The sequence below is a fragment of the Mesorhizobium sp. M00.F.Ca.ET.216.01.1.1 genome (assembly GCF_004010325.2).
Taxonomy (GTDB): domain Bacteria; phylum Pseudomonadota; class Alphaproteobacteria; order Rhizobiales; family Rhizobiaceae; genus Mesorhizobium.
Genome location: NZ_SADR02000002.1, coordinates 113,504 through 126,718, shown reverse-complemented (window position 1 = coordinate 126,718; position 13,215 = coordinate 113,504). Strand labels below are relative to the sequence as shown.

Annotated in this window: 13 protein-coding genes; 9 read left to right on the top strand and 4 right to left on the bottom strand. The window is 64.7% G+C overall.

What is annotated here, in order from left to right:
- Positions 1-4: 4 nt before the first annotated feature.
- Positions 5-1,336: a sorbosone dehydrogenase family protein gene (locus EN859_RS03445; RefSeq protein ID WP_127851535.1), complete on the top strand. Its 1,332-nt coding sequence runs from the start codon at positions 5-7 to the stop codon at positions 1,334-1,336.
- A gap of 106 nt (positions 1,337-1,442) precedes the next feature.
- Here EN859_RS03445 and EN859_RS03440 read toward each other — a convergent pair whose 3' ends face one another.
- Complete coding sequence (locus EN859_RS03440) at positions 1,443-1,733, bottom strand: muconolactone Delta-isomerase family protein (RefSeq protein ID WP_127851534.1); 291 nt, start codon at positions 1,731-1,733, stop codon at positions 1,443-1,445.
- Positions 1,734-1,834: 101 nt separating this feature from the next.
- On the opposite strand from EN859_RS03440, the gene EN859_RS03435 reads away from it, so the two are divergent.
- On the top strand, positions 1,835-2,737 hold the full coding sequence (locus EN859_RS03435; RefSeq protein ID WP_127851533.1) for a LysR substrate-binding domain-containing protein: 903 nt from the start codon (positions 1,835-1,837) through the stop codon (positions 2,735-2,737).
- Here the strand turns inward: EN859_RS03435 and EN859_RS03430 are convergent.
- Positions 2,734-3,345: a TIGR00730 family Rossman fold protein gene (locus tag EN859_RS03430; protein ID WP_127851532.1), complete on the bottom strand. Its 612-nt coding sequence runs from the start codon at positions 3,343-3,345 to the stop codon at positions 2,734-2,736. The two genes, EN859_RS03435 and EN859_RS03430, sit on opposite strands and share 4 nt — an antisense overlap.
- Positions 3,346-3,476: 131 nt before the next feature.
- Between EN859_RS03430 and EN859_RS03425 the strand changes: the two genes are divergently transcribed.
- From EN859_RS03425 to EN859_RS03410, 4 genes are all read left to right on the top strand, one after another.
- On the top strand, positions 3,477-4,853 hold the full coding sequence (locus tag EN859_RS03425; RefSeq protein ID WP_127851531.1) for a LysM peptidoglycan-binding domain-containing protein: 1,377 nt from the start codon (positions 3,477-3,479) through the stop codon (positions 4,851-4,853).
- A gap of 66 nt (positions 4,854-4,919) precedes the next feature.
- Positions 4,920-5,258, top strand: coding sequence for a metalloregulator ArsR/SmtB family transcription factor (locus tag EN859_RS03420; protein WP_127851530.1), 339 nt, complete (start codon positions 4,920-4,922; stop codon positions 5,256-5,258).
- Positions 5,259-5,277: 19 nt separating this feature from the next.
- Positions 5,278-7,164, top strand: coding sequence for an ABC transporter ATP-binding protein/permease (locus EN859_RS03415; protein WP_127851529.1), 1,887 nt, complete (start codon positions 5,278-5,280; stop codon positions 7,162-7,164).
- A 125-nt stretch (positions 7,165-7,289) separates the two neighbouring features.
- On the top strand, positions 7,290-7,637 hold the full coding sequence (locus EN859_RS03410; RefSeq protein ID WP_127851528.1) for an antibiotic biosynthesis monooxygenase: 348 nt from the start codon (positions 7,290-7,292) through the stop codon (positions 7,635-7,637).
- On the opposite strand, the gene EN859_RS03405 is transcribed toward EN859_RS03410, so the two are convergent.
- The gene (locus EN859_RS03405; RefSeq protein ID WP_127851527.1) at positions 7,634-8,515 is read right to left on the bottom strand and encodes an SMP-30/gluconolactonase/LRE family protein; all 882 of its coding nucleotides are present in this window, start codon (positions 8,513-8,515) and stop codon (positions 7,634-7,636) included. The genes EN859_RS03410 and EN859_RS03405 overlap by 4 nt on opposite strands.
- Positions 8,516-8,953: 438 nt before the next feature.
- Between EN859_RS03405 and EN859_RS03400 the strand changes: the two genes are divergently transcribed.
- The 3 genes from EN859_RS03400 (at position 8,954) to EN859_RS03390 (ending at position 10,909) form a co-directional block, all read left to right on the top strand.
- The gene (locus EN859_RS03400) at positions 8,954-9,652 is read left to right on the top strand and encodes a phosphatidylserine decarboxylase (protein ID WP_127851526.1); all 699 of its coding nucleotides are present in this window, start codon (positions 8,954-8,956) and stop codon (positions 9,650-9,652) included.
- Between the two features lie 3 nt (positions 9,653-9,655).
- The gene (locus EN859_RS03395) at positions 9,656-10,474 is read left to right on the top strand and encodes a phosphatidylcholine/phosphatidylserine synthase (RefSeq protein WP_127851525.1); all 819 of its coding nucleotides are present in this window, start codon (positions 9,656-9,658) and stop codon (positions 10,472-10,474) included.
- A 168-nt stretch (positions 10,475-10,642) separates the two neighbouring features.
- Positions 10,643-10,909, top strand: coding sequence for a hypothetical protein (locus tag EN859_RS03390; protein ID WP_127851524.1), 267 nt, complete (start codon positions 10,643-10,645; stop codon positions 10,907-10,909).
- 59 nt (positions 10,910-10,968) lie between these two features.
- Here the strand turns inward: EN859_RS03390 and EN859_RS03385 are convergent, their stop codons facing one another.
- Complete coding sequence (locus EN859_RS03385; RefSeq protein WP_127851523.1) at positions 10,969-13,191, bottom strand: AMP-binding protein; 2,223 nt, start codon at positions 13,189-13,191, stop codon at positions 10,969-10,971.
- Positions 13,192-13,215: the final 24 nt, after the last annotated feature.

The window sequence follows — 13,215 nt, the reverse complement described above, 5'->3', positions numbered from 1 at the left end:
TCCGATGCATGCCGGCTTCCCACGAAACGTTCTCATAGCGGTATTGGGAGCCGTCATGGCGAGTTGCGCTGGCTTTTCGGCGCAGAAAACTGGGGCAATAACCGGCTATGGCCCCAACCCCACTTTGCCGAAACCAAGACCGACGCTGATCCCGACCGTCAACATCGCCGAGGCGAAAGGCTGGCAAAAAGGTGGTATGCCGACCCCGGCGAAGGGGCTGACGGTGAACGCCTTTGCCACCGGCCTCGACCATCCGCGCTGGCTGCATGTGCTTCCGAACGGCGACGTACTGGTTGCCGAAACCAATGCCCCTGCCAAGCATGACGAAGGCTTCAGTCTTAGAAAGGTCTTCATGGACCTGGCTATGAAGCGAGCCGGCGCCGCGACCACAAGCGCCAACCGCATCACGCTCCTGCGCGACACCAATGGCGACGGCATTGCGGATGTGCGCAGGACGTTCGCGGAAGGCCTCAATTCACCCTTCGGTATGACGCTGTCCAAAGGCAAGCTCTATGTCGCGAATACCGACGCGCTCGTCGCTTTCCCCTACTTCAATGGCCAGACCCGAGTCACCACGCCGCCCGAAAAGATCATCGACTTGCCGGCCGGAGACCTCAACCATCATTGGACCAAGGACGTGATCGCAAGTCCGGATGGACGCAAGCTCTATGTCACCGTCGGCTCCAACAGCAATGTGGCAGAAAACGGCATAGCCGCGGAGAAGAACCGCGCCGCCGTCCTTGAAGTGGATGGGTCCACCCGCCGCACACGGGTCTTCGCCTCGGGGCTGCGCAACCCGAACGGGCTCTCCTGGAATCCTGAGACTGGCGAGCTTTGGGTCGCCGTGAACGAGCGTGACGAGATCGGCGACGATCTCGTGCCGGATTACATGACCTCGGTTCGTGACGGCGCTTTCTACGGCTGGCCCTACAGCTACTATGGCCAGAACGTCGACAACCGCGTCAGGCCGCAGCGCCCCGATCTCGTGGCGAGGGCAGTCAAGCCCGATTACGCGCTGGGTTCCCATACCGCCTCGCTGGGACTGACCTTCTCCAAAGGCGTGCAGCTCGGTGCGGCCTACGGCAACGGCGCCTTCGTCGGCCAACACGGCTCGTGGAACAGAAGCGTGCACAGCGGTTACAAGGTGATCTTCGTGCCGTTCCGTGGTGGTAAACCGAGCGGTCCACCGAAGGATGTGCTCACTGGCTTCATCGGGCGTGATGGCAAGGCGATGGGCCGTCCGGTCGGCGTTGCTATCGATCAGACTGGCGCGCTGCTCGTCACCGACGATGTCGGTAACGTCATCTGGCGGGTCAGCCGGGCGAATGGGCGTTGAGCGCAGCTGCCTTTCCGGATCCTCACCAAATCCGCTCATGCGCCTCTTCTAGTAGACACGCGCACTGGCTGGCTCGCCGCCAGCCGCGTCCGTTCGACGCCGCCGCTCAGCGCTTCGGCCCGAAGCCGGGATAGGGGCTGAGCGGCACGACGGCGGCAATATCCATCATGCCGGCCTTGACCAGCGGCAGAGCGGCGAGATGGCGGCGCACATCTGCATCGCTGCCGGCCTCGAACATCATGCCGCTGCCTGGAATGTCGCCGCGATTCCACACCTGGCGCACCGCGCCTTCGGCATAGAGTGAGCGGCGCTGCTCGGCCTCTTCGGGCAGAAGCGGGGCGAAATCGGCGTCGGTGAATTTTTCGGTATTACGGGCAAGAAGGGCAAAGAACTGCATGGCGGTCTCCTGTGGTTGGGATGGCGAAACTATCGCCTTGGCTGGCCAGACAGTCCAAGACTGATTAGGCTAAAGTTGAGACCTTTCAGGACTGAAGAAAAATGTTCGACCTGCGCCAGCTTCGCTATTTCGTTGCTGTGGCCGAAACCGGCAATGTCGGCCGCGCCGCCGAATTGCTGCATATCTCGCAGTCGCCGCTCAGCCGCCAGATCATGCAGCTCGAAGAGCAGCTAGGCGTCACGCTTTTCGAACGAGCGAAGCAGAGGGTCCATCTCAATGCCGAGGGCCGCGCCTTCCTTGCCGAGGCACGTGGGCTGCTGGCTAATGCGCGGCGATTGGAAGAGCTCGGCCGCGACCTTGCCAGTGGCGCGGTCGGCCGCCTGGCCATCGGCTATGTCGAGGGCGCGGTTCATGCCGGCCTCGTCGCTCTGATGTTGCGGCAGTTCCGCCGCGACCGGCCCGAATTCCATCTCAGGCTGATGAGCCAGCGTTCCGCTGCGCAGCTGGAGGGGCTGCGTCAGCGCGAGCTCGATCTGGGCCTGGTCTATTCGCCGCCGGCCGCCGACGATCCTGACATTGCCGCCATGCTGATCAAGCGCGAGCCACTGGTGCTGGCCATGCCGGCCAGCGATCCGCTTGCCGATGTCGCCGACATCCGGCCGCAGCATCTCGACGGCCGTACCTGGATCACCGTGGTGCGCCAGCCGGACGATACCAACCGCGGCCAGTTCCTGGCCGCCTGCGCCAAGGCCGGCTTTGTGCCTGATATTGCCTACGAGACGGCCGATCCGCTGACATCGCTCGGCCTGGTCAGCGCCGGGCTTGGCCTGGCGACGGTACAGGCGAGCCTGCGGAGCGCCGCTCCGCCCGAAATCGTGTTTCGCGAATTGCTGTGGTTCGAACGCACCGTCTCGATCCATCTCGCCTGGCGGCGCCAGGACCGGCGCGTGGTAATTGCCGCCTTGCGGCAGGCGGTCCGGCAGGAGGCAAGCAAGCAGGGTTAGAGCCTGTCGATCACCGACTGCACCCCCTCGGTCGGCGCGTCGACGGATGACCCCGCCACCATGATGGCGGCGACGATGGCTTCCGGGTCCTCGACCACCAGCGGCCTGACCCGCTGCGCGGTGTGGATGAAGCCTTCGGCCGCCATATGGTCGAGCAGCGCCAGCATCGGATCCCAGAACCCCTTGATATTGCCGAAGACAATCGGCTTGCGGTGATGGCCGAGTTGGGCCCAGGTCATGATCTCGACGATCTCCTCGACCGTGCCGATGCCGCCGGGCAGCGCCACAAAGGCGTCGGATTTTTCGAACATGCTATGTTTGCGCTCGTGCATGTTTTCGGTGATCACGAGCTCGTCGAGCCGGTCAAGCGCGGTTTCGGTTGCCTCCCTGTTGATCAGGAAGCGCGGAATGATGCCCGTCACCTTGCCGCCGGCCCGCATTGCGCCTTCGGCGACGGCTCCCATAATGCCTTTGGTACCGCCGCCATAGATCAGACGCAGGCCTGACCTGGCGATCGAGCGCCCGAGCAGGTGTCCGGCCTTGACATAGGTTTCATCGCGGCCGGTAGACGAGCCGCAATAGACGCAGACGGATCGGATCGTGTTCATGGTATGATTGGTGATAGGGACTATCAACGCGGTCAAGCCCTGGGGCGGGCTTTTTCTTGTCGGCCCCTTTTTGTTGTCGACCTTGGCAAAACACGCTAAACCGGCGTTAGGTGGCTAAGGGGCAGGGAAATATGGCAATTAATCCATTGAAGGCGCTTTTGTTCGCCGCCGGCGGCTCCGTCGCCGTGGCGGGAACCGCCTATGTGTCGGGCGCGCTCGACCCGTATCTCAATCGCACGCCGCCCGCGGAAGTGGCGGCGCTGGCGCCGCCGGCAGCGGAGCCGGCCGGCTCGGGAACCGAGGGACGTGTTCCGCGGGCACCGGCCGCGGCCACCGATGCGATGGCGCCAGCCGCGCCTGCTCCGGGGGCGGATGCCGCAGCGCCTGCCGCACCAGGTACCATTGCGCCGACCTTCGATGTCGTGCGTGTCGAAAGCAACGGCTCGATCGTCGTCGCCGGCAATGCCACGCCCAATGCCAATGTCGAGATCCTCAACGGTTCGGCGGTTCTCGGCTCGACGGTCGCCGGTCCCGATGGCGCCTTCGCCATCGTTCTCGACGATCCGCTGAAGCCCGGCGACTACACGATCACGCTGCGCTCGACGACTCCCGACAAGGTCGCCGCCGCCTCGGCACAGACCGCCCTGGTCTCGGTACCGGCAAATCCAACGGGCCAGGTGCTGGCCATGGTCGAGGAACCCGGCAAGCCGTCCGAATTGCTCACCGTTCCGGCGCCCGAGACAAAACCTGACGCGCCGGCTGCCGGCGACCAGGCAGCGGCCACCGCGGCGCCAGCGCCAACCACGCAGGCGCCTGCCGCACCCGCTGTGGCGGAAGCCACATCCGCGCCAGCTGCACCCGCTGCTGGGACGGAACCCAAGATCGTCGTCGAGGCGGTCGAGATCGATGGCAGGAAGGTTTTCGTCGCTGGCATCGCCGATCCCGGCCGCAAGGTGCGCGCCTATGCCAACGACATCCTGCTCGGCGACGCGCAGACCTCGGCTGACGGCCATTTCCTGGTCGAGGCAACGCGCGACATCCCTGTCGGCAGCTACACCATTCATGTCGATGTGCTCGATGCCGACGGGGCGAAGGTGGTAGCGCGTGCCGCCGTGCCCTTCGAGCGCGAGCCGGGCGAGTCGGTCTCGGCCGTTGCGCCGACCGAACTGAAGCCGGCCGCGCCGGCAACGTCTGCACCCGCAACCGAGGCTCCGGCCGATGTCGCGGCGGCAAGCCCCCCGGAGACCGTGGCCCCCAAGCTCGAGCAGACCGACGGCGCCGTCATCATCCGTCGCCACGACACGCTGTGGCGGATTTCACGACGAGTCTATGGCTACGGCGTGCGCTATTCGACCATTTACCTCGCCAACCAGGACCAGATCAGCAATCCCAACCGCATCTGGCCGGGTCAGGTGTTCAAGGTCCCGGAAAAGTCGAAGGAAGGCGAGGCTGCCGACCTCAAGGCGTTGGGCGATCAGGTGACGACGGCCCCAAGCAAGGCAAACTAGAAATAGCCGAACTGCCCACGAGAGCAGCTTGCGACAAGACTGGTCATCGTTTATCGCCGATGGACGATGATCGAATCTCCCCTCAATAGAAGCTGCCGCGTAGCCAGCTGCGAGCCGGACAGCCATGCCTTCGCCACCCGCCTTGCAGCCCTTTCGCATCCGGCACGAATCGAAATCCTCAAGCATCTTTCGGCCAGCCGCTCCTGCTGCTGCCGCGAGGTCGTCGATCATCTCGACCTGGCGCAGTCCACCGTTTCCCAGCACCTGAAGATACTGGTCGAAGCCGGGCTTGTCCGCTTCGAGCCGGACCGCCAGCGCTCGCGCTATGAGCTCGACCGCGCCGCGCTCGCCGGCCTTTCCGCATCGCTGTCCGCGCTCGTCAATTCCTGCTGCTCCGGCCGCTAAGAGAGAAAAAGGCAACAAAATGGCCGAAAAGACCGTCTCCGCCGAATCCGGCTCGACCTATAACACGCTGCGCAATCTGTGGCCCTATATGTGGCCGGCCGACCGCGCCGACCTCAGGGCGCGGGTGGTGTGGGCGACCGTGCTTCTGGTCGTCGCCAAGCTGACGCTGGTTGCCGGGCCCTATTTCTTCAAATGGGCGACCGACGCGCTGGCTGGTGACGCCAAGTCGCCGCCGCCGCTGCCGGCCTTCCTGTTGGCGCCGGTGATGCTGGTCGTCGCCTACAATGTCGTGCGGCTGGTGCAGCTCGGCTTCAACCAGCTGCGCGATGCGCTGTTTGCCCGCGTCGGGCAATATGCCGTGCGCCAGCTCGCCTTCCGCACCTTCATCCACATGCATCAACTGTCGCTGCGCTTTCATCTCGAACGCCGCACCGGCGGCCTGTCGCGCATCATCGAGCGCGGCACCAAGGGCATCGAGACGATCGTTCGCTTCACCGTGCTCAATACCTTGCCGACCATCCTGGAATTTGCGCTGACGGCCGGCATCTTTGCTTACACCTATGGCTGGAAATATGTTGCGGTCGTCGCGGTCACGGTCTGGCTGTATGTCTGGTTCACGGTCAGGGCGAGCGACTGGCGCATCGGCATCCGCCGCGACATGAACGACAGCGACACCGACGCCAACACCAAGGCGATCGATTCGCTGCTCAATTTCGAGACGGTCAAATATTTCAACAACGAGGCCATGGAGGCCCAGCGCTTCGACCGCTCGATGGCGCGCTACGAGATCGCCGCGACCAGGATCTGGACCTCGCTCGGCTGGCTGAACTTCGGCCAGGGCATCATCTTTGGTCTCGGCACGGTCGTCGTCATGTGCCTGTCGGTGCTGGAAGTGCAAGCCGGCACGCAGAGCGTCGGCGATTTCGTCTTCATCAACGCCATGCTGATGCAGCTTTCGGTGCCGCTCAACTTCATCGGCTTCATCTATCGCGAAATCCGGCAAGGATTGACCGACATCGAGCAGATGTTCGACCTGCTCGATGTGCCGCAGGAAATCGTCGATCGGCCCGACGCCAGGCCGTTGGCCGTCGGCGCCGGCAAGGTCGAGTTCCGCGACGTGCACTTCTCCTATGATCCGAACCGTAAGATCCTGAAGGGCATCAGCTTCGAGGTGCCGGCCGGCAAGACGGTTGCCATCGTTGGGCCGTCCGGCGCCGGAAAGTCGACGATTTCGCGGCTCCTGTTCCGCTTCTACGACATCCAGCGCGGCAAGGTGCTGATCGACGGCCAGGACATCCGCGACGTGACGCAGGAGAGCCTGCGTGCGGCGATCGGCATGGTGCCGCAGGACACCGTTCTGTTTAACGACACCATCGCCTACAACATCCGCTACGGCCGCGTCGACGCCAGCGAGGAGGATGTGCGCAAGGCGGCCGAACTCGCCCAGATCGGGCCGTTCATCGAGCGGCTGCCCGCTGGTTACCGTTCGATGGTCGGCGAGCGCGGGCTGAAGCTGTCCGGCGGCGAGAAGCAGCGCGTGGCCATCGCCCGCACCATCCTGAAGGCGCCGCCGATCCTGATGCTCGACGAGGCGACCTCGGCGCTGGACAGCCACACCGAGCAGGAGATCCAGGCGGCGCTCGACCTGGTCAGCCGCGGCCGCACTACCATCGTCATTGCCCACCGGCTGTCGACGGTGATTTCGGCCGATGAGATCATCGTGCTGCAGGACGGCCAGATCGCCGAGCGCGGCACCCATGCCGCCTTGCTGCGCAAGCATGGCCTCTATGCCTCGATGTGGGACCGCCAGCGCGAGGCGACGGAAGCCGAGGAGCGGCTGCGCATCGCTCGCGAGAGCGACGAGTTCGGCGTCGTCGTCCGCCGCCGCACCTCAGAGATGAGCTGACGATTCAGGAGAAGTGAACGGAAATTCGGGAGGCGATTTTTCCGCTTGACCTCAATCTAAGTTGAGCTTGTAGACCGTTTTTTGATCGCAGCAGAACGCGTCGTTCAAGAACGGAGACAATCGATATGAGTGAGATAAATCAGGCGGTTAACGGCGGCAGCGTGTTCAGAGTGGACAAGTTCGTCGTCCCTGCCAATGCCCGCGAGGAGATAATCGCCAAGGTCAGGATGACGCATGAATTGCTGCGCCAGCAGCAGGGCTTCGTGCAGGATTTCCTGCTCGAGCAATACTCGGGGCCAGGCGAGTTCAACCTTGTGACGATTGTCGAATGGGAAAGCCAGGCGGCCGTCGACAAGGTGGTGCCGATCATCAAGGCCGCGCATGAGCGCATTGCCTTCAACCCTCAGGAGACGATCGCCCGGCTCGGCGTCAGGGCCGATATCGCCAACTATCAGCGGATTCCCGGCGTCTAGTTCCTCCCCGGCCAGCCGGCACCGGGTGCAGGCGCCTCGACGCTGAGCACCTGGCCGGTGCGGGCATCGCTGATCATGTGTTCGAAGCCGCGCCATTCGGCGGCGACGATGAACAGCGTCTTGCCGTCGGTGCCGCCGAGCATGCAGGCAAAGCAGCCGCGATCGGCATCGACGCTCTCGACCATCGCGCCGCCCTCGCGCACCCGCACGCAGTGTCGGTTGGGCACGTCGGCATACCACACCGCGCCCTCGGCATCGAGGCAGATGCCGTCAGGAAAGCCGTTGCCGAGGTCGGCCCAAACCCGCCGTTTGGAAAGCCCGCCGTCGGCGGCGATGTCGAAGGCGGTCAGCCTGTTGGCGTGGGATTCGGCGACAATTAGCGTCTTGTTGTCAGGTGTTACCGCCATGCCGTTGGCAAAGGCAAGGTTCTCGGCCACCTGCCGGATCGAGCCGTCCTGAGCAATCAGCGCGATGGTGCCAGGGCCGAAATGCTGGCCCGGAGCAGGCGCCGGCCCGCCGCCATTGACGTAGATGTTGGCGCGCCCGTCGACGACGATCTCGTTCCACGGGCTCTTCGACAGATGTCGCAGATCGGCATGGGTGACGAGCGTCCCGTCTGCTTCCTGCCGCAGCAGCAGCCCTTCACGCCCGGAGACGACGAGCAGCCGTCCGTCCGGCAGCCAGTCTATGCAATAGGGCAGGGTGGCCGGCACGGTGAGCGCGATCTGGCTGTTGCCCTCTGCATCGACGGCAATGATTTCACCGGTTCCCCAATTGCAGACCCACAAGCGGTCGTCATGCCAGCGTGGCGACTCGCCGAACGCCAGGCCGTTGGTGATGACAAGTGCTTCTTTGGCTGCTGATTTCTGCGACCGCATGTGCTGGCTCCCTGGTTTTCTGAGCGGCTGGCGCTTCGCCGACCTTTGGCACCGTCGCGAAGCGCTGTCTTGCCAAGGACGGGCGAGGGGGTCCGGCCCCGACAACATGGATATGGAGATTTTGCTTTAGTTCTGTCTCGACCCTTCGCGCCCCCCTCTGTCCTGCCCTCTTTGCCGAAACTTGGCATCTCCCCCACAAGGAGGGAGATCAGCCGTCACGGCAGCTTTCGCCGATCTCCGCCGTCGAAGAAGAAAGGCACGTCCGACGGAGCTGCCAATCTTCCCCAAATGGGGGAGATGCCCGGTAGGGCAGAGGGGGGCGCTGTCCCGTCGACGTCAAACGCCGCAATGCGCCACACCGCCCCCCATTGTTGCGTTGCGGGGAGGGGGTGTTTCGGCTATTGAGGCCCGACCTGAAACTAGGGCGGCTGCCATTCCATGGACCTCGTCGACACGATCAAGAAAACGTTGGTTCCGATCCATCGCGAGGGTTACCCGTTCATCGCCGCCTTCGCCGCGGTGACGCTTTTCCTCGGCTATTTCTCCTCGATCCTGTTCTGGGTCTGCCTCATCCTGACGGCATGGTGCGTCTATTTCTTCCGCGATCCCGAGCGTGTCACGCCGGTCGACGACCGGCTGGTGGTGAGCCCGGCCGACGGCGTCATCACGGCGGTCGGCCCGGCCGTGCCGCCGCGCGAACTTGGCCTTGGCGGCGGTGAAATGACCCGCATCTCGGTTTTCATGGACGTCTTTTCCTGCCATGTGAACCGCGCCCCGGTGCGCGGCCGCATCACGCGGATCGAGCATCGGCCAGGCAAATTCCTTAACGCCGCGCTCGACAAGGCGAGCGCCGACAACGAACGCAACGGCCTGGTTATCGACAGCCCCAACGGCACGGTTGCCGCGGTGCAGATCGCCGGCCTGGTGGCGCGGCGCATCGTCTGCTGGGCGGAGACCGGCGGCACGATCGGTATCGGCGAGCGTTTCGGGCTGATCCGCTTCGGCTCGCGCGTCGACGTGTTCCTGCCTGCAACCGCGACGCCGCGTGTCGCCATCGGCCAGACGGCTGTCGGCGGCGAGACCGTGCTGGCCGAATTCGGCGGCGTTGCCGCGACGCCGCTGGTACGGGTTTCCTGAGTGGTGGGCGCGCCGTTCAAGAAATTCGAGGCGCACGGCCGCGGCGGCCCGCGCATCCGCGAAATCCCGATGCGCATGGTGCTGCCCAACCTCGTCACCGTGCTTGCCATCTGCGCCGGCCTTTCAGGCATCCGTTTCGGCTTCGAAGGCCGCTTCGAGCCGGCGGTGGTGATGGTGCTGCTCGCCGCCTTCCTCGACGGCATCGACGGCCGCCTGGCGCGGATGCTGAAGGCGACATCCAAATTCGGCGCGCAGATGGATTCGCTGGCCGACATCGTCAATTTCGGCGTCGCACCGGCGCTGGTTCTCTATGCGTTCCTGCTCGACCAAGCCGGTTCGCCGGGCTGGATCGCGGCACTGCTGTTCACCATCGCCTGCGGGCTGAGGCTCGCCCGCTTCAACGTGCTCGACGATGAGAAGACCGACCGCCCGATCTGGCAGGCCGAATATTTCGTCGGCGTGCCGGCGCCTGCTGGCGCGGTTCTGGTGATGCTGCCGCTCTATTTGTCTTTCCTCAGGCTTGGCCTCGAGCCCAGCCGCCTGGCCGCCTTCGTCGCCACCGGCTTCACCATCCTGGTCGCCTTCCTGCTGGTCAGCCGGCTGCCGGTCTATTCCGGCAAGAGCATCAAGGTGCCGGGCGACAGGGTGCTGCCGGTCATCCTTGCCGTCGTCCTCTACGTTCTGCTTCTGATGACCTATCCCTGGTACACGCTGACTGCCTCGGTCGCCGGCTATTTGCTCTTCCTGCCGTTCAGCGTGCGCGCCTATTCCAGACGAGCCAAGCGCGAAGGCGAGAAGGTGCCGCCTTCTGACATCGGCTGACAGGCCTGCTGCCAATTCGCTTCCCCCTGACGCGCCTGACGCGGGAACCTGCCGGGCAACTTGACCGTTCTGTCTCAGCGGGCGAGGCGCGCGACCTCGCGAAACGCCTCGCCACAGTTCTTGCAAGCTGCTGTATCAGGCACAGCACCTGACGAAGAGCGAGGAGAAATGGCCGTCGTCCTCATTGGTGCGTTGCTCATTGTCGCTGGCGTTGTCTATATGGCGAGCGCAGCTCTCAGACGCGGGCCGCTCAGCGATCCGGCGCCCGTTCGCGCAACGCCGGATCGCCCACCTCCAAATCTCGCAACGCCAGGTCCGACACTAGAGCCACGGCGGCGCGGCCTCGGTTTCCTCGGCCTGTCTCAGAACTGGCCGGGTTTGCTGATGATGGCGGTCGGTGTCATCCTGCTGTTGTCGGTGGTGGTGCTCGGCTGACGGACTCGAATACCGTTGAAAATCACGCCATCTTACTAGAGCGAATTCTCGACGAGCTCTTAGGCTGCAGCACTTAGCCCAAGCCGGTCGATCGCCAGCTTGCGGGCCGAGACATAGTCGGTCTTTCCCGAACCCAGCACCGGGATTTCCTCGACCTTGACGATGTCGTTCGGCACCATCAGTTCGGCAGCTCCTGCCTGCTTGCCGAACTCGCGCAACTCCTCGGGATCGGCGTTGCCGGCGGTGGTGACCAGCACGATGCGCTCGCCGCGCCGCTTGTCCGGCACCGCCACCACGGCGTGGTGCTCTTCCGGCCACAGCGATTGCACCAGCATCTCGACCGCGCCCAACGACACCATCTCGCCGGCGATCTTGGCGAAACGCTTGGCGCGGCCGCGAATGGTGATGAAGCCCTCGCGGTCGACCGAAACGATGTCGCCGGTGTCGTGCCAGCCCTCAAGCGGCTGCAGTTCGCCTGGCCGGTCTGATGTCATGTAGCCCATCATCAGGTTCGGCCCGTCGAGCCACAACCGTCCGGCGTCGCTGATGCCCTCGACCGGTTCGAGCTTCATGCGCATGGCCGGTAGCAACCGCCCGACCGTGCCGTCGCGGCCGTGGATGGCGGTGTTGACGGCGACGACCGGTGACGCCTCGGTCAGCCCGAAACCTTCGATGATCTCGGCCTGGAAGCGTTCGCGGTAGACGCGGCGCGTCTCGGGCTTCACCGCCTCGGCGCCGGCGACCATGAAGCGCAGGCTGGAGAAATCGCCGTCCTTGGCGGTGCGCGCATAATTGGCGAGGAACGTGTCGGTGCCGAACATCACGGTCGGCCTCGCCTTGCGCGCGACCTCGGGGATCAGCTTGTAGTGGAGAGGCGAGGGGTAGAGGAACAGTTTTACCCCGGTGACCAGCGGCAGGATGGTGCCGCCCGTCAGCCCGAACGAGTGGAACACCGGCAGCACGTTGAGCAGGATGTCGGCCGGCGAGATGGTGACGCGCGCCTCGGCCTGCATGGCGTTGGTGAGCAGGTTCCGGTGCGACAGCACCACCGCCTTGGGCGTGCCTTCCGAACCGGAGGTGAACAGGATCACTGCCGGCTTGGCTGCGTCCTGCCGCTGCAGCGGCCAATGCCACAGCAAGGCGGCGGCGAGCTTGTCCAGCACGGTGACGCTGGTCCGCACATCCTCCAGCCACAGCAGCCTGGCGCCGCCTTTTTCCACTGCCGCGACGATGTCGGCGAGGTTGGCCTTGTCGATGAACGCGCGGGAGGAGATAACCGTTCGTATCACCGCTGTGCGCACGGCTGCGGTGACGCTGGCAGGCCCGGCGGTGTAGTTGATCATCGCCGCCACGCGGCTGGCCGACAGAAGGCCAACGAGAGACAGCACCACGCCATTGGCGTTGGGCAAGAGCAGCCCAACCGCTTCGCCTGGCGCCGATACGGCCTCGAAGCGTCGGCCGAGCACCCGTGCGCCGATGAACATTTTTCTGTAGCTCAGCGAGCCGCCGATGACATCCTCGATTATTTGATGCGAGGCGCCGACGCGGTCGCAGGCGTCGCGAATGGCCAGGAACAGGCCGCGGTTGAGATTGGTGCCGAAAAGCCGGGCCTCGGCGAAACGGTCGAACAGCGCGTTGGTGTTGGAGGCCTGAGCGGGGTTCCGCGCCACCAGTTCGGCGATCGTCATCGGCTCCAGCACGCTGAGCGACAGCCGCGGGAACCAGCGGCGCGGCGCTCTGTCGGCCGGCGTCAGCGACACCGGCAGGATGCGCGCGCCGGCGACGAAGATCGGTACGACGCGGGCATCGGCCTGCATGGCGATGCGGGTGACGGCGCGAAACAGCCGGAATGCCTTGATATCGGGCTCGACCGTGTCCGGCAGGTATACGGCGAGCCGGCCCCTGCCTTTCAGCACCCGCACCAGCCGGCGGCTGACGAAGACATGCTCGGCGTTGAAGGCGATGGTGCGGCCGAGCTCGCGCCAGGGCTCCAGCCATGGCGACCTGGCCGAGATCTCGTCGAGTATGTGCAGCGTGTCTTCCGGCAGCAGCGATATCATCAGCGCCGGCTCGAAGCGCGACTGGTGCGAGATGACATAGATGACCGGGGCCGGCGCGTTACGCGCGATCCTGATGCGGTCATCGGCGATTCGGTAGGCGAGCTTGAACGGCACGTAGAGCAGCGCCTGGGTGAAGCGCAAGCCGAGGCGGAACTTCTCGACCACGCCGATCATCAGCCACGCCGCAACAAGACCTGCAAGCAGCGCCAGTGTCAGGACCATGCCGCTCTCTCCCAACGTTCCTCA